The 21,770-nt window shown below is 71.4% G+C and carries 18 protein-coding genes and 1 pseudogene; 14 read left to right on the top strand and 5 right to left on the bottom strand.

Annotated features, from left to right (window positions below; genetic code table 11):
- Positions 1-44 precede the first annotated feature (44 nt).
- From ACIBI4_RS31155 to ACIBI4_RS31145, 3 genes are read left to right on the top strand one after another with little or no spacing between them, the layout of a single operon-like run.
- A complete protein-coding gene (locus ACIBI4_RS31155; protein ID WP_399207515.1) occupies positions 45-1,229 on the top strand; it encodes a cytochrome P450 in 1,185 nt (394 codons plus the stop codon).
- A 36-nt stretch (positions 1,230-1,265) separates the two neighbouring features.
- Positions 1,266-1,700 (top strand): PaaI family thioesterase, encoded by a 435-nt coding sequence (locus ACIBI4_RS31150; protein ID WP_399207513.1) that lies wholly within the window; start codon positions 1,266-1,268, stop codon positions 1,698-1,700.
- A complete protein-coding gene (locus ACIBI4_RS31145) occupies positions 1,700-2,212 on the top strand; it encodes a hypothetical protein (RefSeq protein ID WP_399207512.1) in 513 nt (170 codons plus the stop codon). The genes ACIBI4_RS31150 and ACIBI4_RS31145 overlap by 1 nt, the downstream gene beginning before the upstream one ends.
- A 9-nt stretch (positions 2,213-2,221) precedes the next feature.
- Here ACIBI4_RS31145 and ACIBI4_RS31140 read toward each other — a convergent pair whose 3' ends face one another.
- On the bottom strand, positions 2,222-3,220 hold the full coding sequence (locus ACIBI4_RS31140) for a Gfo/Idh/MocA family oxidoreductase (protein WP_399207511.1): 999 nt from the start codon (positions 3,218-3,220) through the stop codon (positions 2,222-2,224).
- Between the two features lie 100 nt (positions 3,221-3,320).
- Here ACIBI4_RS31140 and ACIBI4_RS31135 point away from each other — a divergent pair, with 100 nt between their 5' ends.
- From ACIBI4_RS31135 to ACIBI4_RS31095, 9 genes and pseudogenes are all read left to right on the top strand, one after another.
- Positions 3,321-4,139, top strand: a complete 819-nt coding sequence (locus tag ACIBI4_RS31135; protein ID WP_399207510.1) for a GntR family transcriptional regulator — start codon at positions 3,321-3,323, stop codon at positions 4,137-4,139.
- A 159-nt stretch (positions 4,140-4,298) separates the two neighbouring features.
- Complete coding sequence (locus tag ACIBI4_RS31130) at positions 4,299-5,294, top strand: substrate-binding domain-containing protein (RefSeq protein ID WP_399207509.1); 996 nt, start codon at positions 4,299-4,301, stop codon at positions 5,292-5,294.
- Positions 5,295-5,455: 161 nt separating this feature from the next.
- Positions 5,456-6,463, top strand: a complete 1,008-nt coding sequence (locus ACIBI4_RS31125; protein ID WP_399207508.1) for a sugar ABC transporter substrate-binding protein — start codon at positions 5,456-5,458, stop codon at positions 6,461-6,463.
- A complete protein-coding gene (locus ACIBI4_RS31120; RefSeq protein ID WP_399207507.1) occupies positions 6,460-7,491 on the top strand; it encodes an ABC transporter permease in 1,032 nt (343 codons plus the stop codon). Before ACIBI4_RS31125 ends, ACIBI4_RS31120 begins: the two co-directional genes overlap by 4 nt.
- Positions 7,488-8,339, top strand: a complete 852-nt coding sequence (locus tag ACIBI4_RS31115) for an ATP-binding cassette domain-containing protein (protein WP_399207506.1) — start codon at positions 7,488-7,490, stop codon at positions 8,337-8,339. The genes ACIBI4_RS31120 and ACIBI4_RS31115 overlap by 4 nt, the downstream gene beginning before the upstream one ends.
- Before the next feature lie 123 nt (positions 8,340-8,462).
- A pseudogene (locus ACIBI4_RS31110) lies at positions 8,463-9,590 on the top strand (ROK family glucokinase); the annotation flags it as partial.
- Positions 9,591-9,737: 147 nt separating this feature from the next.
- The gene (locus ACIBI4_RS31105; protein WP_399207505.1) at positions 9,738-10,319 is read left to right on the top strand and encodes a sugar kinase; all 582 of its coding nucleotides are present in this window, start codon (positions 9,738-9,740) and stop codon (positions 10,317-10,319) included.
- Between the two features lie 216 nt (positions 10,320-10,535).
- The gene (locus tag ACIBI4_RS31100) at positions 10,536-13,328 is read left to right on the top strand and encodes a DEAD/DEAH box helicase (protein ID WP_399207503.1); all 2,793 of its coding nucleotides are present in this window, start codon (positions 10,536-10,538) and stop codon (positions 13,326-13,328) included.
- A 563-nt stretch (positions 13,329-13,891) separates the two neighbouring features.
- The gene (locus ACIBI4_RS31095; protein ID WP_399207502.1) at positions 13,892-15,583 is read left to right on the top strand and encodes an SWIM zinc finger family protein; all 1,692 of its coding nucleotides are present in this window, start codon (positions 13,892-13,894) and stop codon (positions 15,581-15,583) included.
- Positions 15,584-15,722: 139 nt separating this feature from the next.
- On the opposite strand, the gene ACIBI4_RS31090 is transcribed toward ACIBI4_RS31095, so the two are convergent.
- Both ACIBI4_RS31090 and ACIBI4_RS31085 read right to left on the bottom strand, forming a co-directional pair.
- Positions 15,723-17,732, bottom strand: a complete 2,010-nt coding sequence (locus tag ACIBI4_RS31090) for a GTP-binding protein (protein ID WP_399207501.1) — start codon at positions 17,730-17,732, stop codon at positions 15,723-15,725.
- A 178-nt stretch (positions 17,733-17,910) separates the two neighbouring features.
- The gene (locus ACIBI4_RS31085) at positions 17,911-18,804 is read right to left on the bottom strand and encodes a hypothetical protein (protein WP_399207500.1); all 894 of its coding nucleotides are present in this window, start codon (positions 18,802-18,804) and stop codon (positions 17,911-17,913) included.
- Between the two features lie 138 nt (positions 18,805-18,942).
- Between ACIBI4_RS31085 and ACIBI4_RS31080 the strand changes: the two genes are divergently transcribed.
- Positions 18,943-19,692 (top strand): GntR family transcriptional regulator, encoded by a 750-nt coding sequence (locus ACIBI4_RS31080; RefSeq protein WP_399207499.1) that lies wholly within the window; start codon positions 18,943-18,945, stop codon positions 19,690-19,692.
- An 11-nt stretch (positions 19,693-19,703) separates the two neighbouring features.
- Here ACIBI4_RS31080 and ACIBI4_RS31075 read toward each other — a convergent pair whose 3' ends face one another.
- Entirely contained in the window at positions 19,704-20,093 is a 390-nt protein-coding gene (locus tag ACIBI4_RS31075; protein ID WP_399207498.1) for a RidA family protein, read from the bottom strand.
- 72 nt (positions 20,094-20,165) lie between these two features.
- On the opposite strand from ACIBI4_RS31075, the gene ACIBI4_RS31070 reads away from it, so the two are divergent.
- Complete coding sequence (locus tag ACIBI4_RS31070; protein ID WP_399207497.1) at positions 20,166-21,167, top strand: LysR family transcriptional regulator; 1,002 nt, start codon at positions 20,166-20,168, stop codon at positions 21,165-21,167.
- On the opposite strand, the gene ACIBI4_RS31065 is transcribed toward ACIBI4_RS31070, so the two are convergent.
- Positions 21,136-21,747, bottom strand: a complete 612-nt coding sequence (locus ACIBI4_RS31065; protein WP_399207495.1) for a class I SAM-dependent methyltransferase — start codon at positions 21,745-21,747, stop codon at positions 21,136-21,138. The genes ACIBI4_RS31070 and ACIBI4_RS31065 overlap by 32 nt on opposite strands.
- Between the last annotated feature and the right edge of the window lie 23 nt (positions 21,748-21,770).

Here is a 21,770-nt window from a genome sequence, read left to right as displayed (position 1 = left end):
AAGGGAGTGACCTCGGGGCTTCCGGCTGCGGAGAGGACCGTTTCATGACGGAGATCGTCGATCTGGGCGCGTACGGCGAGGAGTTCACCAGGGACCCGTATCCCGTCTACGCCGCGCTGCGCGAGCGCGGGCCCGCGCATCTCGTCCGGCTGGCCCCGCCGTACGACGAGATGTACACGTGGATGATCGTCGGCTACGAGGAGGCGCGGGCCGCGCTCACCGACCCGCGGCTCGCGAAGAACCCGTCCGTCCTCGACGGCACGGCGCTCGACGGCGACCTCATCGGCACCCATCTGCTGCTCGCCGACCCGCCCCAGCACACCCGGCTGCGCAAGCTCGTGGCCCGCGAGTTCACCGCCCGCCGCGTCGAAGCCCTCGCGCCCCGCGTGCAGGCCGTCACCGACGGGCTGCTCGACGCGATGGGGGACCGCGGGCGGACCGACCTCATCGACGCCTTCGCCTTCCCGCTGCCGCTCACCGTGATCTGCGAGCTGCTCGGTGTGCCCGCCATGGACCGCGATGCCTTCCGCGCGATGTCCAACGAGGTGGTCGCGCCGACCGGGGCGGACGCCGAAATGGCGGCGGTCACCCAACTCGCCACGTATCTGGACGAGTTGATCGAGGACAAGCGCTGCAGCGGTCCGGCGGACGATCTGCTGAGCGCCCTGATCCGCACCACCGCCGAGGACGGCGACCAGCTCTCCGCCGACGAACTGCGCGCGATGGCCTTCCTGCTCCTGGTCGCCGGGCACGAGACCACGGTCAACCTCATCGGCAACGCGGTGCACGCCCTGCTCACACACCCCGCCGAACTCGACGCCGTACGGGCCGACTCCGGGCGGCTCGACGCGGTGATCGAGGAGACCCTGCGGCACGAGGGGCCGGTGGAGAACGCCACGTACCGCTTCAGCACCGAACCCGTCGAGGTCGGTGAGGTCACCATCCCCGCCGGGCAGCCGGTCCTCGTCTCGCTCGCCGCCGCCGGTCACGATCCCGGCCGCTTCCCCGACCCGGGGCGCTTCGACCCGGACCGCAGCACCCAGGGGCATCTGGCCTTCGGCCACGGCATCCACTTCTGCATGGGCGCACCGCTCGCCCGCCTGGAGGCGCGCATCGCGCTGCGCACCCTCCTGGAGCGCTGCCCGGACCTCGCGCTCGACGGGGCGGCCGGGCCGTGGCTGCCCGGGATGCTGGTGCGGGGGGTGCGGAAACTCCCCGTGAAGTGGTGAAATGCGGCTCGCAGACCACCTTCGGAGGAAGCTCTCATGCAGGAGTTCGACCGCACCACGTTTGATCTCGGCGTCGCCGAACAGGTCCTGGACGCCCAGCCGTTCAGCCGCCTGCTGAAGACCCGCATCACGTCCTTCGGCGACGGGGCCGCCGTGCTCGAACTGGACATACGCGAGGAGCTGCAGCAGCAGAACGGCTTCCTGCACGGCGGTGTCCTCGCCTACGCGGCCGACAACTCCCTCACGTTCGCGGCGGGTTCGGCGCTCGGGCCCGCCGTGCTCACCGCGGGCTTCTCCATCCAGTACATGCGCCCGGCCCGCGGCCGTACCCTGCTCGCCCGCGCCGAGGTCGTGCACGCGGGCCGCCGGCAGGCCGTCGCCCGCTGCGACCTCGTGTGCGTCGACGACGACGGCACGGAGACCCTGTGCGCGGTGGCGCAGGGGACGGTGCTGAACACCGTCGGCTCCTGATGCAGCGCCAACTGGAGATACAGGCTGAACTCACCGCCCGCCTCGGCGGCGGTGAGGGCTTCCACCATGTCCACTGGCGCTCCAAGATCGAGCTCGCGCTCGACTGCTTCATGTGCGAACGCACCGCGCGGACGACGGTCCTCGAACTCGGCGCGGAACGCTCCCTGTGCTCGGGCAGCACCAGCAGCGGCTTCCCCAGCCACTACACGGCGGCCCGTATCGCGGCCTTCGACATCACCTCGGGCGACGACCGCCTCTCCCTCAACGCCATCGTCAGCTTCTGGTGGGCCCCCTTCACGGACGCCCGCACCGGCCTGCGCGGCGCGGCCCCCACGCTCCAGCCCTGGGTCCGCCTCCACCTCGGCTACAACTGCCCCGACGAACCGGCCACGGACCCCCACCAGTTCACCACCCAGACCAACACGGTCCGCCCCGCAAGCGAGTCCTGCACCCACTGCACACGCCCGGTCGCAACCAGCTTGCGGGCACCCACGATCCGGTTGCTGGACTGAGCTCCCCGCTCACCCGATCTCCTCCACCCGTACGACCCGCCCCTCCCGCCGGGACACCTCGCACGCCTCCGCGACCCGCAGGGCCGCCAGGGCCTCGTGGCCGTCGCAGGGGTTGGGGTGCTCGCCCAGGAGGAGGGAGACGAACGCCGCGAGTTCGGCTTCGTAGGCGGGGGCGAAGCGTTCCAGGAAGCCCGGCCAGGGTTTGGAGGCCGGGGGCGGGCCCAGGGGCTCGGTGGAGGCGATCGGGGTGCGGTCGTCGAGGCCCGCCGCGATCTGGTCGAGTTCACCGGCCAGTTCCATGCGGACGTCGTAGCCCGAACCGTTGAGCCGGGTCGCCGTGGCCGTGGCGAGGACCCCGCCGGTCAGGGTCAGGACGGCCGCCGCCGTCGAGACGTCGCCCGCATCGCGGAACATCTCCGGGCCCGCGTCCGACCCCGTCGCGTACACGGACTCGACCTCCAGGCCCGTCACCCAGCGCAGCATGTCGAAGTCGTGGATGAGGCAGTCGCGGTACAGGCCGCCCGACAGCGGCAGGTATTCGGGCGGCGGAGGAGCGGGATCCGAGGTGATCACCCGGATGGTGTGCAGCCGCCCGAGCCGCCCCGACCGCACCGCCTCGCGCGCACCCGTGTAGCCCGCGTCGAACCGCCGCTGGAACCCGATCTGCAGAAGAGTGCCCGCTGCGTCCACTTGGGCGAGCGCCGCCTTCGTCCCCGGAAGGTCCAGCGCGATGGGCTTCTCGCAGAAGACCGGAAGCCCCGCCCGCGCCGCCTGCTCGATGAGCGCCGCGTGCGCCGACGTCGCCGCCGTGATGACCAAGGCGTCGACGCCCCAGTTGAAGATCTCCCGTACACCCGGAGCCGCCGTCTCGCCCAGCCGCTGCGCGAGCCGGGAGGCCCGCGCGGGATCCGCGTCGGCGATGAGCAGCGAGCCCACGTCACGGTGACGGCTCAGCACGGCGGCGTGGAAGGAACCGATCCGGCCGGCTCCGATGAGTCCGATACGCATGGCATCAACGTGGCAGGCCCGTCAGGCCCTGTCCATCGTTTGTCAGGACAATCGAACCTCACCACTTCCTGTCAACCGGACGCGGGGCTACGCTCGCCCCGTGTCCAAGCAAGCAGTGCACCGTGCGAACACTGCAGGGAACACAGCGGGACCACAGACGGCCGTGAGCAGCGTCGGCGACGCCTCTCTGGCCCTGGGCGTCGACCGCACCAGCCCGGTCCCGCTGTACTACCAGCTGTCCCGGCAGCTGGAAGAGGCCATCGAGCAGGGCAAGCTCGCGCCCGGCAGCCTGCTCGGCAACGAGATCGAACTCGCGGGGCGCCTCGGACTGTCGCGCCCCACCGTGCGCCAGGCGATCCAGTCCCTCGTGGACAAGGGGCTGCTCGTGCGCCGCCGCGGAGTCGGCACCCAGGTCGTGCACAGCCAGGTGAAGCGCCCCCTCGAACTGTCCAGTCTCTACGACGACTTGGAGACCGCGGGCCAGCGCCCCGCCACCCAGGTCCTGCACAACGTGATCGAACCGGCCTCCGCCGAGGTCGCCGCCATGCTCGGGCTCGCCGAGGGCGCGGACGTCCACCGCATCGAGCGGCTGCGGTTCGCACACGACGAACCGGTCGCGTACCTCCGCAACCATCTGCCCGTCGGACTCCTCCCGTTGGAGACAGCCCACCTGGAGGCCACCGGCCTCTACCGCCTCATGCGCAACGCGAGTGTCACCCTGCACAGCGCCCGCCAGTCCATCGGCGCCCGCGCGGCCACCGGGGAGGAGGCGGCACGGCTCGGCGAACCGGCCGGAACGGCCGTGCTCACCATGGCCCGTACGACCTTCGACGACATGGGACGCGCGGTCGAGTACGGCTCGCACCTCTACCGGGCCTCGCGCTACTCCTTCGAGTTCCAGCTGCTCGTACGGTCCTGAGTCCTGAGCCTTGAGCGACACCGCGACCGGGTCTACGCACGTCTTCCCGACTGGGTAACGAAGTCCGAATGTTCTGACAAACGCATTGACGGAGCCCGGTGCCACGGCTACAACCACTCAAGCCGCATCCCGGCGGCCGGGAGAAGAGGTGGGTTCACCATGCGTACACGCCGCACTGCAGCAGGCATAGCCGCCTTCGCGGCGGCCGCGGTCCTCGTCGCGGGGTGCAGCAGCTCCGGCGGCAAGGAGTCCGAGGACAAGCCGTCCGAGGGCGGCGGGGGCAAGGTCTCCGGGCCGAAGCTGACGATCGGCATGGTCACGCACGCCGGCAAGGGCGACGCTTTCTGGGACATCGTGCAGAAGGGCGCCCAGGCCGCCGCGGACAAGGACAACGTCGAGTTCCTGTACGCCAGCGACGACCAGGCCAAGGAGCAGGCCTCGCTCGTCCAGTCGTACATCGACAAGAAGGTCGACGGCATCGTCGTCTCCCTCGCCAAGCCCGAGGCCATGAAGGACGTGCTCGGCAAGGCCGAGGACGCCGGCATCCCGGTGATCACCATCAACTCCGGCGGTCAGTTCTCCGCCGAGTTCGGTGCCCTCAACCACATCGGCCAGGACGAGTCCGTCGCCGGTGAGGCGGTCGGCAGCGAACTGGAGAAGACGGACCGCAAGAAGGCGCTCTGCGTGATCCACGAGCAGGGCAACGTCTCCCTGGAGGAGCGCTGCGCGGGCGTCAAGAAGGCCTTCGGCGGCGACACCGAGAACATCAACGTGCCCGGCACCGACATGCCCCAGACGCAGTCGCAGATCACCGCGAAGCTGCAGGCGAGCGAGGACATCGACGCGGTCGTCACGCTGAACGCGGGCATCGCCGAGGCCGCCATCAAGGCCAAGGGCGACGCCGGCAGCAAGGCCGAGGTGTCCACGTTCGACCTGAACGAGGCCGTCACCGAGCAGTTGAAGAAGAAGGCGATCACCTTCGCCGTCGACCAGCAGCCCTATCTGCAGGGCTACCTCGCCGTGGACGGCCTGTGGCTCTACAAAACGAACCTCAACGTGATCGGCGGCGGACAGCAGGTCCTCACCGGCCCGGCCATCATCACTGAGAAGGACGTCCCGCAGCTCGAGAAGCTGGCCGCGAACGGCACGCGGTGACCGTCGCCGCCCTCGCCCTGCCCGGGTGCCGCTCGACCGTATGGCCGAGCGGCCACCCGGTACCTGTCCGGCGGCGGAGATCGCCGGTCAGTAATACTGGGGCGTTCGCGGCCGCACAGGCCGCGGCGCACCGGGCAAGGCAGCAAGAAGGGCACGGCTTCGTGGCAAGGGTTCGGACCTGGGTGGGCATCGCACTGGCAGCGGTACTGGGGGCATCGGTCGCCGGATGCAGCAGCACGGGCGGCAAGCGCGCCGAGGACGCACGCAAGGCGTCGGCCGAGGCACAGGGGAAGGCGGCCGTGAACACGCCCAGGTGGACCTTCGCGATGGTCACCCACTCGGGGGATGGCGACAGTTTCTGGGACATCGTCCAGTCCGGCGCCAAGCAGGCTGCCGCGAAGGACAACATCAACTTCCTGTACGCGCACGACGACCAGGCGCAGCAGCAGGCGCAGCTCGTGCAGTCGTACATCGACAAGAAGGTCGACGGGCTGATCGTCACGCTCGCGAAGCCGGACGCGATGAAGGGCGTCATGGCCAACGCGAAGAAGGCCGGCATCCCCGTGATCACGGTGAACTCCGGCTCCGCCGAGTCCAAGGAGTTCGGCGCGCTCAGTCACATCGGCCAGGACGAGGAGATCGCCGGTGAGGCCGTCGGCGAGGAGCTCACCAGGCGCGGCAAGAAGAAGGCGCTCTGCGTCCTGCACGAGCAGGGCAACGTGGGCCACGAGCAGCGTTGCGCGGGCGCCGAGAAGACCTTCAAGGGCGATCTGCAGAACCTCTACGTCGACGGCACCAACATGCCCGAGGTCCAGTCCGGCATCGGCGCCAAGCTCCAGGCCGACCGCTCCATCGACTCCGTCCTCACCCTCGGCGCGCCCTTCGCCGACGCGGCCGTCAAGGCCAAGAAGGACGCCGGCAGCGAGGCCGAGATCGACACCTTCGACCTCAACGAGGAGGTCGCCCGCGGCCTCCAGGACAAGACCTACGGCTTCGCGGTCGACCAGCAGCCGTACCTCCAGGGCTACGAGGCGATCGACCTGCTCTGGCTCTACCGCTACAACGCCAATGTCCTCGGCGGCGGCCGTCCCGTCCTGACCGGCCCGCAGATCATCACGGGCGAGGACGCGGGGGCGCTCCTGGAGTACACCGAGCGGGGGACCCGATGACCACAGCGACCGCCGACGAACGGCTGCTCAGAACCTCTCTGTGGCGCAAGATGCTCGGTCGCCCCGAGCTGGGCGCGGTGATGGGCGCCGTCGCCGTCTTCATCTTCTTCTCGTTCGCCGCTGACAGCTTCCTGCGGATGTCATCGCTGAGCACCGTCCTGTACGCGGCGTCCACGCTCGGCATCATGGCCGTCCCGGTGGCGCTCCTGATGATCGGCGGCGAGTTCGACCTCTCCGCCGGTGTCCTGGTCACGTCATCCGCGCTGGCGTCCTCGATGATCAGCTACCAGATGACCGCCAACGTCTGGGTCGGCGTCTTCGTCTCGCTCCTCGTGACGCTGGCGATCGGCATCTTCAACGGCTTCATGCTGACCCGGACGCAACTGCCCAGCTTCATCGTGACGCTCGGCACGTTCCTGATGCTGACGGGCCTCAACCTCGGCCTGACCAAGCTGATCAGCGGCACCGTGCAGACGAAGTCGATCGCCGACATGGAGGGCTTCGCCTCCGCGCAGAACGTCTTCGCCTCCGAGATCTCGATCGGCGGCGTCAACTTCAAGATCACGATCCTGTGGTGGCTCGTCCTCGTCGCGCTCGCCACCTGGATCCTGCTCCGCACCCGCTGGGGCAACTGGATCTTCGCGGTCGGCGGCAACGGCGACGCGGCCCGCGCGGTCGGCGTCCCGGTGACCAAGACCCGCATCGGCCTCTACATGGGCGTCGCCGTCGGCGCCTGGATCTCCGGGCAGCATCTGCTGTTCTCCTTCGCCCGCGTGCAGTCCGGCGAGGGCGTCGGCAACGAGCTGATCTACATCGTCGCGGCCGTCATCGGCGGCTGTCTGATCACCGGCGGCTACGGCTCCGCGATCGGCTCCGCCTTCGGCGCGCTGATCTTCGGCATGGTCAGCAAGGGCATCGTCTTCGCCGAGTGGAACGCCGACTGGTACAAGTTCTTCCTCGGCGCGATGCTGCTGCTCGCCACGCTCCTCAACCACTGGGTACGCAAGCGGGCGGAGGCCACGAAATGAGCGAGGCTCCGGCTGCGGAGGCAGTGGCGACGGGCACGGCACTCGTCGAGCTGGACGACGTCAGCAAGTACTACGGCAACATCCGGGCGCTCGAAGGTGTCTCCCTTGAGGCGCACGCGGGCGAGGTCACCTGCGTCCTCGGCGACAACGGCGCCGGCAAGTCCACCCTGATCAAGATCATCGCAGGGCTGCACCAGCACGACGCCGGCACCTTCCGCATCGAGGGCGAGGACGTCCGCCTCGGCAAGCCGCGCGAGGCCCTCGACCGCGGCATCGCCACGGTCTACCAGGATCTCGCCGTCGTCCCGCTGATGCCGGTCTGGCGGAACTTCTTCCTCGGCTCCGAGCCCACGAAGGGCGCGGGCCCCCTCAAGCGCATGGACGTCGCGCTCATGCGCGGGACCACCCGCGCGGAGCTCCTGCGCATGGGCATCGACCTGCGCGACGTCGACCAGCCCATCGGCACGCTCTCCGGCGGCGAGCGGCAGTGCGTGGCCATCGCGCGCGCCGTCTACTTCGGCGCCAAGGTCCTCGTCCTCGACGAGCCCACGGCCGCGCTCGGCGTCAAGCAGTCGGGCGTCGTCCTCAAGTACGTGGCGGCCGCACGTGACGCAGGCCTCGCCGTGGTCCTGATCACGCACAACCCGCACCACGCGTACCTGGTCGGCGACCGTTTCGTCCTCCTCAAGCGCGGCACGATGGCCGGCAGCTACGCCAAGCCGGACATCGCCCTCGACGAGCTGACGCGCCAGATGGCGGGCGGCTCGGAGCTGGAGGAGCTCAGCCACGAGCTGGAGCGGGCCCCGGAGCCGCTGCATCTCGGCGGGGAGCCGACGGACAAGGGGTGACCCGCGGGGCCGGGGCGGGGATGCACCTGTGCCGGCCCGCGGAGCCGGGGTGGGCGTCCACCCGCCCCGGCTTGCCCGGCCGGGCAGCACACCCGTCCCACGTCGCCCATAGAATCGCCCCCGATGAGCACTTACCGTGATCTCGCCCCCAGAGGCTCGGCGCGCGCGACCCTGCGGACCGTAGGGACGCGCGAGCGCCGCTCGCATCTCACCGCACCTCGCGTGCCCACCGTCGGCATCGACATCGGCGGTACGAAGGTGATGGCGGGCGTCGTCGACGCGGACGGCGTCATCCTGGAGAAGCTCCGCACGGAGACCCCGGACAAGTCCAAGAGCCCCAAGGTCGTCGAGGACACCATCTGCGAGCTGGTGCTCGACCTCTCCGACCGGCACGACGTGCACGCCGTCGGCATCGGCGCCGCGGGCTGGGTCGACGCGGACCGCAACCGCGTCCTGTTCGCCCCGCACCTCGCATGGCGCAACGAACCCCTGCGCGAGGCCCTCGAAGGGCGCCTCGCCGTTCCCGTCCTCGTCGACAACGACGCGAACACCGCAGCCTGGGCCGAGTGGCGCTTCGGCGCGGGCCAGGGCGAGGACAACCTCGTCATGATCACGCTCGGCACCGGCATCGGCGGCGCCATGCTGGAGAACGGCCAGGTCAAGCGCGGCAAGTTCGGTGTCGCCGGCGAGTTCGGCCATATGCAGGTCGTCCCCGGCGGCCACCGCTGCCCCTGCGGCAACCGCGGCTGCTGGGAGCAGTACAGCTCCGGCAACGCCCTGGTCCGCGAGGCCCGCGAACTGGCCGCCGCCGATTCCCCCGTCGCGTACAACATCGTCGACCGCGTCCAGGGACAGATCTCCGACATCACCGGACCACTGATCACCGAGCTCGCCCGCGAGGGCGACGCGATGTGCGTGGAACTGCTCCAGGACATCGGCCAGTGGCTCGGGGTCGGCATCGCCAACCTCGCCGCCGCCCTCGACCCGTCCTGCTTCGTCATCGGCGGCGGCGTCAGCGCGGCCGACGACCTCCTGATCGTGCCCGCCCGCGACGCCTTCCGCCGCCAGCTCACCGGCCGCGGCTACCGCCCCGAGGCGCGGATCGCCAAGGCGCAGCTCGGCCCCGAGGCAGGGATGGTGGGCGCGGCGGACCTCGCCCGCCTCGTCGCCCGCCGCTTCCGCCGCGCCAACCGCCGCCGCGTCGAGCGCCACGAACGGTACGAGCGCTACACCCAGGCGATCCGCAACGGCCGCATCCCCACCCTCGCCGACGCCAAGGCACCCTTGGACGAAGGCACCGGCGGCAAAGGCGCCGGTACCGCCGGTACCGCCGGTACCGCCGGTACCGGCGACGCCGGTCCGTCGTCCGACACCAGCACCACGCAAGGAAACCCGTAGATGCCGCCGTCCGTCCCCCGCCAGTCCCCGCCGCCGGACGAACCGGCACGCAGGCCCGAGGACCACCGGCACATGATCCGGCGCCGCTGGATCACCGCGACGATCATCGTGCTCCTGATCGGCGTCCCCGCCGTCTACCTGGCGATCTCCGCGGGCCAGAGCCGGGACAGCGGCCGCGACAAGGAGGAGAAGTACTCCGCGACCGGCCTCACCGAGGGCTGGCCTTCACGCGTGCAGCGCCGGATCTACGAGGTGCCGATCCCGGGCAAGTCCAAGAAGGTCGCGTACTACGAGACCAACAACTGGCGCACCAGCCGCCTGTACGCGCAGTTCGAGACGACACCGGCCGGTCTGGAGAAGTTCCTCAAGAACATCGACGAAACCGTCGACTCCCTCGAACCGAACGAGATCACCATCAGCGAACGCGACCAGCGCGTCGTCGGCTGGGAGTTCACGGGCGAGGGCCCATGGGCGGGCCTCACCCACAAGCAGAGCGACCCCCGCCCGACGCAGGACGTCACGGTGAACACATCGAACCCGAAGCGCCCGATGGTGTACGTGGTGTCTGCGGCTACGCCTTAGCCGTTCAGCCCCTGCGGCGTTTGAGCAGAGCCGAACGAAGTCCGGATGCGGGGTCCGGGGCGGAGCCCCGGTTTCGGGAAGGGGCGGGTCGGGGAGAAAGCCCGCCGCAGGCGCCCCCACCCACCCCCACCTGCACAAACAAAAAATTGTCAGACCCGCTCCGTAAAGTCGTCGACACCTGCCCGCACAAGCCGCACGAGGAGGTGCGACAACGCCATGCCCACCACCGCGCTCGCCCACCTCGCCCCCGTCTTCCTCCCGGCCCCCCTGCCCCGCGAGGGCAGACTCGCCTTCTGGTCACCCGACGACACCCCACTGCCCCCAGACCTGGGCGAGGCCACAGACCTCACCGTCGTACGCAGAAGAGGCGCCGTGGTCCGCACCACCACGGTCCCCGCGCGCACCCTCACCGTGGAGCAGGCCCTACCGGCCTTGCTCCACGCCCACACCACACCGAACGCCCACCCTGCGGCAGCCTGCTGGGGCACCGCCGCACATTTCGCCCTGCACCTGGTCGCCCGGGGCCGCCTCCTCCCCGGCCTCACCGGCGACGACCTGGACGCATGGCGGGCGGGCCCACTCGAAGCGGACGACATCCGCTATCTGCGATCGGTCGCCGCCGCCCTGCCGTACGAGGGGCACGCGAGCCCTCTGCCCGACACCCGGCCGCTCCGGCTCCCGTCCCCCGAAGCCCTGATGCGCGCCTTCCTGGACGCGGTCGCCGACACCCTGCCCCGTACCATCGCGGCCGCCCACGCCGTCGGCGCCCCCTTCGCCGCCCGCGCGCCGCAGCGGCTGCCCGAGGCGCGGGACTGGGCGGCGGAGGCGGCGGCCGGCATGGACACCGGCGTACGGATCTCGCTCCGGCTCGACCTCAGCGGATACCACCTGTTCGACCGCACCGACGACGCCCAGGGCCAGGGCGCCGCCGCGATCGTCCAGGTGCACAGCCTCGCCGACCCCACCCTCGTGATCGACGCGGCGGCGCTGTGGGCGGGGGAGGGGGACGCGGTGTTCGGGCCGCGCGCCCGGGTCGACGCGGCCCTCGCACTGCGCCGCGCCGCCCGCGTCTGGCCGCCTCTGGAGCGGCTCACCGAACGGGACACCCCGGACGTCCTGGCGCTCACCGAGGAGGAGTTGTACGAACTCCTCGGTTCCGCGGCCGCCCGGCTCACCGCGGCGGGCGTGGGCGTGCACTGGCCCAAGGATCTCGCGCAGGATCTGTCCGCGGCGGCGATCGTCCGCCCCGCGCCGGGCTCGGCCACCGACGGCACCGGCTTCTTCGAGGCGGAGCAACTCCTCGAATTCCGCTGGCAGTTGGCGCTCGGCGGCGAGGCGCTCAGCGAGGCAGACATGGATCTGCTCGCCGAGTCCCACCGGCCCGTCGTACGGCTGCGGGACCGCTGGGTCCTGGTCGATCCCGCCCTCGTCCGCAAGGCGCGCAAGCGCGAACTGGGGTTGCTCGACCCGGTGGACGCGCTGTCCGTGGCCCTCACGGGAGAGGCCGAGGTCGACGGCGAGGCGGTCGAGGCCGTACCGGTCGGCGCGCTGGCCGCCCTGCGCACCCGGCTGACCACCGCCCTGGCCCCCGCCGAACCGCCGCCGGGCCTGCGGGCCACCCTGCGCGACTACCAGCTCCGCGGCCTCACCTGGCTCGACCGGATGACCTCCCTCGGCCTCGGCGGCTGTCTCGCCGACGACATGGGCCTCGGCAAGACCATCACCGTCATCGCACTCCACCTCAAGCGCGCACGCCCCGAGCCGACCCTCGTCGTCTGCCCCGCCTCCCTCCTCGGCAACTGGCAGCGGGAGATCGAGAAGTTCGCGCCCGGCGTCCCGGTCCGCCGCTACCACGGCACGGGCCGCAGCCTCGACGACCTCGACGGCGGCTTCGTCCTCACCACGTACGGCACGATGCGCTCGGCGGCGCCCCGTCTGATGCAGCAGTCCTGGGGCATGGTCGTCGCCGACGAGGCACAGCACGTCAAGAACCCGGCGTCCGCGACCGCCAAGGCGCTCCGCACGATCCCGGCACCCGCGCGCGTGGCCCTGACCGGCACCCCCGTCGAGAACAACCTGTCCGAGCTGTGGGCCCTGCTCGACTGGACGACCCCCGGGCTGCTCGGCCCGCTCAAGGCCTTCCGCTCGCGGCACGCGCGCGCCGTCGAGGGCGGCGAACACCCGGACGCAGCCGAGCGCTTGGCGCGTCTGGTCCGCCCGTTCCTGCTGCGCCGCAAGAAGTCCGACCCGGGCATCGTCCCCGAACTGCCCCCGAAGACCGAGACCGACCACCCGGTGCCGCTCACCCGCGAACAGGCCGGCCTGTACGAGGCCGTGGTGCGCGAGTCGATGGCGGCCATCGAGGCGGCCGAAGGCATCGCACGCCGCGGCCTGGTCCTCAAGCTCCTCGGCGCGCTCAAGCAGATCTGCAACCACCCGGCCCAGTACCTCAAGGAGGAGGCCGGGGCGCGTCTCGACGGGCGCTCGGGCAAACTCGCGCTGCTCGACGAGCTGGTGGACACGATCCTCGCGGAGGACGGTTCGGTGCTGGTCTTCACGCAGTACGTGGGGATGGCCCGGCTCATCGCGGCGCATCTGGCCCATCGCGCCGTACCGGTGGAGATCCTGCACGGGGGTACGCCGGTCGCTGAGCGCGAGCGGCTTGTCGACCGTTTCCAGGCGGGGGCGACACCCATCCTCGTCCTGTCGCTCAAGGCGGCCGGGACGGGGCTCAATCTGACCCGGGCCGGTCACGTCGTCCACTTCGACCGCTGGTGGAACCCGGCAGTCGAGGAACAGGCCACCGACCGCGCCTACCGCATCGGCCAGACCCAGCCGGTTCAGGTCCACCGCCTGATCACCGAGGGCACGGTGGAGGACCGCATCGCGGACATGCTCGCCGCGAAGCGGGAGCTGGCCGAGGCGATCCTGGGCTCGGGCGAGTCGGCCCTGACCGAACTCACCGACCGCGACCTGGCGGACCTGGTCTCCTTGAGGAGGTCGGAATGAACACGCCACCGAAGGGAAGCCCCGCGGACCGCGCACGAGCGGCGTTGCGGGCGGCTCGGGCGGAGAGGGAGCGGGAGCGGTTGGAGGGGGTCGGCGCCCCTGAGGACGGAGCCGCGGGCGAGGGGCGTGCCTCGTCCGAGCCGTCGGAGCCGGGGCCTTCGGGCTTCGGCTCGGACACGGTGCCGTCGCGCGACAACGATGAGGCGGCGGCCGCCTCGGAGAGTCCGGGCGGCTCGGCGAGCAGCGAAGCCGCGTCGTCCTCAGAACCCGTGGAAGGTTCCGAGGAGCCGGGTCCGGCGGGACCGAGGCCCGAGCCGTCGGAGGGATCCGAGGGTGCGCGTCCGGCGGATGCGGCGCGGGCGGCGCTGCGTGCGGCCCGGTCCGCGTCGGCGGCTGCCGGAGCAGGCAGCCGGCCCGTCGGCAAGGGGGCGGAAGCCGCAGTCAAGGAGGTTGCCCGCACGGAGGGGACCCCATCGGCAGACCCGGCACCGAGCGCGCCCGAGCCTCCCAAGAGCTCCCCGGCGCGAGAGGCCGGTCATGAGGCGGACGAGGCGAGGGCCGCGTTGCGCGCGGCGCGCGAGACGGCCCACAAGGAGGACCGGACCGAGCGCCCGCGCCAGACCACCCCCACGCCCCCCACCCGTACGCGCGCCCGCTCCGAAGGCGACGCGCCTGCCCCCTCCCGCCGGGGCGGCGGCCCACGCGCGGCGTCCGCGGACCTGGCCGATCTGCTGCAGTCCCTCGGGCGCGGAGCGGCCGCACGGACCTCGAGCGCTCCCGGCGCGGACGAGCCGGCCGGCTCAGCGGGACTTCACGCCGCACCGGACCAGTTGGCGGGTGCGCCGCAGCGGGATGCCGACAGCGCACCCGCCGTGCGACCCCACGCCGCCGACCGCACCGCCGACCGCACCGCGACCACACCCCGCGACCCGGCCCCCGAACCCACCCGTCACGAACTCACCCGTCGCGAGACGACCCCGACCAGCTCGGCCGCCGCCGCAGCAGCCACCATCCGCCCCCTCCCCGTCCAAGACCTCCGCCGCACCTTCTCCGCCCTGCCTCAACGCCCCGCCCACGAAGGCGACTTCGCCGAGACCTGGTGGGGGAACGCCTGGGTGCGGGCGCTGGAGGAAGTGGCCGCCGATCCCGCGCGGCTCAAGCGAGGGCGGGGGTACGCGGATCAGGGGCACGTCGAGGCGATCACCGTGACGCCCGGCAACGTCCTCGCGTACGTGCAGGGCAGCCGACAGCGCCCGTACCGCACACGGATCCGGCTGCGGACGCTGGACGACGCCGACTGGGAGCGGTTCCTCGACGCCGCCGCGGACCACCCCGGCCACCTCGCCGCCCTGCTCGACCGCGAGCTCCCGCACGGGCTCGCGGACCTCGCCGCCGGGCTCGGCGTCGACCTGCTGCCGGGGCCGGGTGAGCTGCAACCCGACTGTTCCTGCCCGGACTTCGGGCATCCCTGCAAGCACGCGGCCGCCCTCTGCTACCAGACGGCACGGCTGCTCGACACCGACCCCTTCGTCCTACTCCTGCTCCGCGGCCGCGGCGAGCACTGGCTGCTCGACACTCTGGCGCGCCGTAACGCCCACCGCGCCGCGCGCGCGGAATCGGCCGCCCCGCCGATGCCCGGCGTACGGGCCACGGAGGCACTCGGGCAACGCGTCCTGCCGCCCCTGCCCGCGCCTTTGCCCAGGCTCGTCCACGCGGGCCGGCCGCCCGCGTACCCGGCCGCGCCCGGCGGCCCGGACCCGTTGGCACTCGACCAGTTGGCCACCGACGCGGCCGCCCGCGCCCATGCCTTCCTGATCACGGGGGAGGACACCATCGGCGGGCTCACGCTCTGGCAGGACGCCGTACGGATCGCCGCCGGTCAGCCCGGTTCGGGGCTGACCGGAGCGACTCGTGCGCTGTACGCCCAACTCGCCGCCGCGGCAGACCGTTCCACCACCGACCTGGCCCGGGCCGTGGCCGCCTGGCGCCAGGGCGGCCTCGACGGCCTCACCGTCCTGGACGAGCCATGGAACCCCCCGGCGGGCCCCTTCGACCAGGCCCGCCCGGCCCTCCTCGCCGCCGAGCACCCCGCGTTCCGCCCCTGGCGCAACCACCTCACGCACCCGGCCGGCCACCTCCAGCTCCGCTACGGCCGCGACGGCTACTGGTACCCGTACGAAGCCGAGCCTGGCACCGACGACTGGTGGCCCCGCGGCACACGCGACCTGGACCCGGTGGGCGCCCTCTCGGGCTGAGGCGCCCGCCTGACCTGGTACGCCCGCCCGCCTGGGCACGAGCGTCCGCCCGTTCCGGGATGCCCGCCCGGCCCTGAGGCGGGCCGTCTCAACCACCACCGCCCGCCTCAGCCACCCGTACCCGCCCAGCAGCCACCCCCTACCGAAGCCGCGTCACCACCAGCAAATACTCCTTGCGGCTGAGCGGGTTGTGGTCCGTCCGGGCCCGCGCCGCGGGCTCGCCCGCCACCGGCCGATAGCCCGCGAACGCGGACTCGACCACGCCTTCGCCGCGGGTGAGCCCCGGAAGGAGCTGCCCCAGCCGGTGCAGACTCGCCGCCGGGATCTCGCCCTCCACGACACCGGCGGCACCCCGGAGATCCGGCGTACCCGGCACCGCCCGCAGCCGACCGAGGAGCGCGAGGACCGGACTCAGCGCGTCCGAGGGCAGTTCGAGCCGGAACGCGTGCACCGGCTCCTCCACGCGCGTCCCCGCCTCCCGCAGCGCATCCATCAGGACGAGCGGCGTGACCAGCCGGAAGTCCCCCGCCGTACTCGACATGCTCTTGTCGAAGGTCGCGTGCGAGTGGCTCTGGCGCGGCCAGTACCCCGAGTGCGTCATCGTCACCTTGCAGTCGACGACCTGCCAGCCGAGCAGCCCCTGGCCGAGCGTCTCGTACACCGTCTCCTCGACGGCCTTGAAGAACGCGTACGGCATGGAGCCGAGTTCGACCTCCAGGCCGAAGGAGATCCCGCTGCCGGGCGCCGCCGGTTCCACGCGCAACCCGACCGTCCCGAGGAACGGCAGCAGATCCTTCTCGTAGCCGTGGCCCACGCCGGCCGGCCGCTCGACGCAGATCGTCGTCGTCTCGCGGAAGGCGACGTCGATCCCGAACTCCTCGGCGAGCGTGGTCTGGATGACCTCCTTCTGGACCTCGCCGTAGAGGGAGAGGTGCACCTCTCCGCGTACGTCGTCCTGGCGGAGCCCGATCAGCGGGTCCTGCTCGGCGAGTTGGGCCAGCGCCAGATGCAGCGCACCCCGGTCCGTCCCGGCACCCGGCACCACGACCGTCTCCAGCGTGGGCGGCGCGAAGTGCGCGTCGTCGGACTCCTTGCGGGCCGCGCCCACCCAGTCCCCGATCCGCACCTCGCCGAGCCCCCACACCCGGGCGATCTCACCGGCCCGCACCGCGTCCCGGCGCTCACCCGCGCCTTCGTGGAAGACCTCGACCGCGGTCACCTTCGCCTCGTGGGGCGTACGGTCACGGCCCACCGGTACCCGGTCCCGTACGGCCAACTCGCCGGAGAACATCCGTACATACGCGATCTTCTCACCGGCCCCACCACGCTCGACCTTGAAGACGGTGCCCGAGAGCCGGCCGTCACCGGGGTCGGCGGACGGCAGCAGGGTGCGGATGCCGTCCATGAGGTCCGGCACCCCGGCACCCGTGACTGCCGAGCCGAGGAACACCGGGTGCACCAGACCGTCGCGGGTCTGAGCGGCCAGCGTGCCGAGCAGCCGCTCGTACGGAACGGGTGCGTCGGTCACGTACGCGGAGAGCAGTTCCTCGTCCTGTTCGGCGAGGACTTCGGTCAGACGGCGGCGGAAGCCGGCGTCCCCGGAGCCGTACGCGAGGGCGCGGGCGTCGCGTGCGCCGATGCCCTGGACCATGCCCATCGCGAGCGCGGCAGGGGTGAGGCGGCGGTTGATCCGGCGCAGGGTGCGTTCGGCGTCCGCGCCGCGTCGGTCGATCTTGTTGACGAAGATCAGCGTCGGGATGCCGAGGCGGCGCAGCGTACGGAGCAGGATCCGCGTCTGTGCCTGAACGCCTTCGACGGCCGACACGACGAGCACGGCTCCGTCGAGCACGCCGAGCACCCGCTCCACCTCCGCGATGAAATCGGGGTGGCCGGGCGTATCGATGAGGTTGACGGTCACTTGGTCCTCGGGCGGGCCGAGGGGGAACGAGACGACCGCGGACTTGATGGTGATGCCGCGGCGGCGCTCCAGCGCGAGCGAATCCGTCTGTGTGCTGCCCGCGTCGACGCTGCCGGGAGCATCGATCACACCGGCGGCGTGCAGCAGCCGCTCGGTCAGGCTGGTCTTACCTGCGTCGACATGGGCGAGGATGCCCAGATTCAGTGAGGGGTTCGGCGATGCCGATGACACGTCGCGTCATGTCCTTCGAAGAGGGGATCGGGGTCAGCGAGCGGGACATGGACGTCTGGCGCATTCCGATTCCTCCTCTTGTGGCCGCTTCGTGGCGGCGGACGTCTGCGAGTAGACCAGGGCTGGGCGCTACCGGGCAACCGAATTAGCGGTGAGTGCGCGACGACCCGCGCGTGGCTCAGCCGCGCTTGCGGGTGTTGCGGCCCATGCGGTGCCAGGTGTGGCGGCGGCCGCGGATGGCGACGGAGTAGTCGTAGAGGAATTCGGGATCCATCGAACCGGACACATAGGCATCGCCGATGTGGTGCGCGTCGACGCCGATCTCCTTGGCGTTGAGCGCGAGTTGAGGCACCAGATTGCGGTGCGAGCCCTCCTGGCTCGTGCCGATGGTGCCCATGGCGATGGCACCGGCGGCGTGGATACGGCGTACGGCGTCCGCGGCGATCTCACGGGTGACGCCGGGAACCGTGCCGGGCAGCGGGACGAGCACACCGTCGGCACCGGCCTCGGCGACCGCGGCCATCCTGGCGGCGTCCAAGACCTCGATCCGCCCGGCCATGTGCATCTTCCCGGACCAGATGGCGACGTCGTCGCCGAGTCCGTTGCGCAGTTCCTCGCTGGTGCGGGCGATGTCCTCGAGCGTGGCGCCGGTGGCGGGGTTCGCCGTCACGCACAGCAGGGCGACACCCTGATCGACCAGCCGCTTGGCGTTCTCGACGGTCGCCTTGCGCAGCTCGGGAACCCTGCCGGGTTCGATGTTGACGCCGATCGGCCGGCCGACGGCGTCGGCGATGCCGGTGACGGAGTCGTGGCTGCCGAGCACCGCAAGGTTCCAGCGGCTGCCGTCAAAGACTGTCTCCACGGCGTTGATGATCACGATGTCCGCACCGAACGCGGCGGCGACCTCGATGTTGCTGACGCCGCCGGTTTCGTGCGCGCTCATCAGCATCGACATGTTCGCCCAGACCTCGGCCACCACGGCGCGCCCCTCACTCTGGGCCACCGAGGCGGTCAGCTCCCTGCCGCGGAGCGTGGCGAGTTGGCTGCTGTCCAGGTCGAGAATGCGCGACATGACGAGGTCCTTCCGGAGTACTTGGCTAGGGAATGGGTGTTTTCACCCCTATTCGGGTATACCAGATGTAGTCCAGATGGCTTTCCGGTCCTTCGGCCCTGAAGCAGGGGCGAAGGTCATCGAGCAAGGAGCAGGCGCGTGCCGCGCACCGAGCCGTTCGCGCCCGTCCCGTCCGACGGCGGCCAGCCCCCGTACGTCCTCGCACAGCAGGCCCTCGCGCACGCCATCGCCTCCGGCGCCCTCGCGCCGGGGGAGCGGCTGCCGTCCGAGCGCCATCTGTGCGAGCAGCTCGCCGTCAGCCGAGTCACCCTGCGCCGCGCCCTCGCCGCCCTGAAGGCGCAGGGCCAGGTCGAGTCCTCGCAGCGTCGCGGCTGGCAGGTCACCCGGGCCGGCTTCACCCACACCGCCGACGCCGGCGCGGTCATCGGCTTCATCGAGGCCAACCGGCGCCTCGGCGGCCAGGTCACCTCCCGCGTGCTCCTCGCCCGTACGCGCCGGGCGCGTTCGAAGGAGGCCGACCGCCTCGGCATCCCCACCCGGGCACCCGTCTTCGAGCTGCACCGGCTACGTCACCTCGACGGCCTGCCGGTCTGCCTCTCGTACGACCTGGTACCTCTCGCGTTCGCCCCGGCCATCGTGGACCAGGACTTCACCACCGCCTCGCTCTTCGCCCATCTCGCCGCCGAGGGACACGGCCCGGCCCGCGCCGAGTACACGGCCCGCGCCGCCCTTGCCGCGGACGAGGAGAAGGAGCCGCTCGATCTGACCGGACCGTCCCCGGTCCTGCACACCACACGCCTGTCGTACGACACCACGGACGCGCCCTGCGCGGACAGCCACGAGGTCTACCGCGCCGATCGCTACGAACTGCGCATCACGCTCGGCTGAGGTGCGGACCGTCACGCGACCTTCCGCCGGGCGTACACCTCGATCTCGATCTTCATCCGGGGGTCGGCGAGGCCGCACATGAGCATCGTGGCGGCCGGCCGGACCTCGCCGAACGTGCGACGCAGGGCGGGCCAGCAGGGCTCGAAGTCGGCCCGGTCGGGCAGCAGATAGCGGACCCGCACCACGTCGGCGAAGGTGCACTCCGCTTCGGCGAGGGCGGCCTCGATGTTGCGCAGGCACTGCTCGGTCTGCTCCACCACGTCGTCGGAGATCGTCATGGTCGTGTAGTCGAATCCGGTCGTCCCGGACACATGGACCCAGTCGCCGTCGATCACCGCGCGGGCGTAGCCGATCTGCTCCTCGAACGTCGAGCCGCTGAGGATGGAACGTCGCTCTGTCATGCGCCGAACGCTAAGTGACCAGCACTGATACGTCTAATACGCTTTCGGGTGCTCAGTGATATCTCTAGGCGTATGGAGCGCCCCGAACTTCCCCTGCATCAACTGCATGCCTTCGTCGTGCTCGCCGAGGAACTCCACTTCGGTCACGCCGCCACCCGTCTGGGCATCGCCCAGCCTCCGCTGAGCCAGCAGATACGCCGGCTTGAGGACAAGGTCGGCCACGCGCTGTTCAGCCGCGAACCCGGACGTATCCGCCTCACCCCGGCGGGGCGGGAGCTCCTGCCCGCTGCCCGGAGCGTTCTCAGCCACCTCGCAGAGGGGCTGACCGCGGCCAGGGACGTCGGCAGCGGCAGGGCCGGCCGCCTGCGGATCGGCTTCGCCGCCTCCCTCGCCCTCACCGTGCTGCCCAGCCTCCTGCGAACGTTCCGGGAACAGTTCCCGGCCGTGGAACTGGACATCCAGGAGATGACCACCACGCCCCAACTGGCCGCCCTGCGCGAACGGACGATCGACATCGGACTGCTGCGGGAGCCGCCCGCCCAGGACGCGGAGCTCGACTTCGAGACCGTGCTGACCGAACCGTTCGTGGCCGTCCTGCCCGCCTCGCACCCGCTCGCGGCGCAACGAGCCGTCCGGGTCGAGCAGTTGGCGGACCAGCCCTTCGTACTCCTGCCGCGTGCCGTCGGCCCGCCGCTCCACGACCGGATCGCCGGCCTCTGCATCGCTGCGGGTTTCACCCCTCGGGTGGCTCAGCACGCCGTGGAATGGCAGACCGTGTGCGCCTTGGTGGAAACCGGCCTCGGCGTGTCGCTGGCCCCGGAGAGCATCCGCCGGATCCGCCTCAAAGGCGTTGCCTTCCGCAGGATCGAGCCTGGTGTCGCGCCCGGTGTCGGGCACGGTACCGCGACCGGTATCGAGCCCAGTGCTGCGCGCACACGAGTTGCCGTCGCATGGCGCAGGAACGACTCGAACCCCCTGCTCCCAGGCATCCTGGCCGCCCTGACCGAGATCCGTCGGACCGGCCGGTGTGCCGAGCCGGTCGCTAGGAGGCCGTATCCGGGAGGCGTGGCGTGAGGACGGCCACGAGGAACTCGGAACCGTCCACGTAGGGGATCAAGTCCCATGTGGACAGAAGGAGTTGGGGAGTCAGGCCAGCTGCTTCGGCGTCCTGGAGGAACTGCTCGGGAGGGTAGCCGCGGTCCGTGCCGAAGCCGGTCACTGCCCGCCCGCCGGTCCTCAGATGCCTCTTGAACCGGCCGAGGACGGTGCGCCGGGTGTCCGGGGCGAGGAACGTCATCACGTTCCCGGCGCAAACGATGAGGTCGAAGCCGTCCCCCGGAAGGTCGAGGTCGGCGAGGTCACCAACCAGCCACTGTGCACCGGGATGGTCGGTGCGGGCCGCGGCGATGAGGGTCGGGTCGAGGTCGACACCCGTGACGTCGTGCCCGGCCTCGGCGAGGTAGGCGCCGACCCGGCCGGGCCCGCAGCCCGCGTCGAGGATCCGCGCTCCGCGGCCCGCCATCGCGTCGATGAGACGGGCCTCACCGTGCAGGTCGGCCCCTTCTTCGGCGAGTTTTCTGAACCGGTCGATGTACCACTGTGAGTGCCCCGGGTTCTCCTTGAGCAGCGCGAGCCAGCCGTTCGTGTCGTTCACCCGGCCAACTATGCCTCACCCAC

Origin of the sequence: Streptomyces sp. NPDC050418 (assembly GCF_044458745.1) — a bacterium.
In the GTDB taxonomy this organism is placed as follows: Bacteria; Actinomycetota; Actinomycetes; order Streptomycetales; family Streptomycetaceae; genus Streptomyces.
Note: the sequence above shows the minus strand (reverse complement) of the source record. Positions and strands in the feature narration are given on the sequence as shown.

What these genes read in the sequence shown, in the direction of transcription:
- ACIBI4_RS31155 (WP_399207515.1), top strand. Translation starts at nt 45, where the DNA reads ATGACGGAGATCGTCGATCTGGGCGCGTACGGCGAGGAGTTCACCAGG.
- ACIBI4_RS31150 (WP_399207513.1), top strand. Translation starts at nt 1,266, where the DNA reads ATGCAGGAGTTCGACCGCACCACGTTTGATCTCGGCGTCGCCGAACAG.
- ACIBI4_RS31145 (WP_399207512.1), top strand. Translation starts at nt 1,700, where the DNA reads ATGCAGCGCCAACTGGAGATACAGGCTGAACTCACCGCCCGCCTCGGC.
- ACIBI4_RS31140 (WP_399207511.1), bottom strand. Translation starts at nt 3,220, where the DNA reads ATGCGTATCGGACTCATCGGAGCCGGCCGGATCGGTTCCTTCCACGCC.
- ACIBI4_RS31130 (WP_399207509.1), top strand. Translation starts at nt 4,299, where the DNA reads ATGCGTACACGCCGCACTGCAGCAGGCATAGCCGCCTTCGCGGCGGCC.
- ACIBI4_RS31120 (WP_399207507.1), top strand. Translation starts at nt 6,460, where the DNA reads ATGACCACAGCGACCGCCGACGAACGGCTGCTCAGAACCTCTCTGTGG.
- ACIBI4_RS31115 (WP_399207506.1), top strand. Translation starts at nt 7,488, where the DNA reads ATGAGCGAGGCTCCGGCTGCGGAGGCAGTGGCGACGGGCACGGCACTC.
- ACIBI4_RS31105 (WP_399207505.1), top strand. Translation starts at nt 9,738, where the DNA reads ATGCCGCCGTCCGTCCCCCGCCAGTCCCCGCCGCCGGACGAACCGGCA.
- ACIBI4_RS31100 (WP_399207503.1), top strand. Translation starts at nt 10,536, where the DNA reads ATGCCCACCACCGCGCTCGCCCACCTCGCCCCCGTCTTCCTCCCGGCC.
- ACIBI4_RS31085 (WP_399207500.1), bottom strand. Translation starts at nt 18,804, where the DNA reads ATGTCGCGCATTCTCGACCTGGACAGCAGCCAACTCGCCACGCTCCGC.
- ACIBI4_RS31075 (WP_399207498.1), bottom strand. Translation starts at nt 20,093, where the DNA reads ATGACAGAGCGACGTTCCATCCTCAGCGGCTCGACGTTCGAGGAGCAG.
- ACIBI4_RS31070 (WP_399207497.1), top strand. Translation starts at nt 20,166, where the DNA reads ATGGAGCGCCCCGAACTTCCCCTGCATCAACTGCATGCCTTCGTCGTG.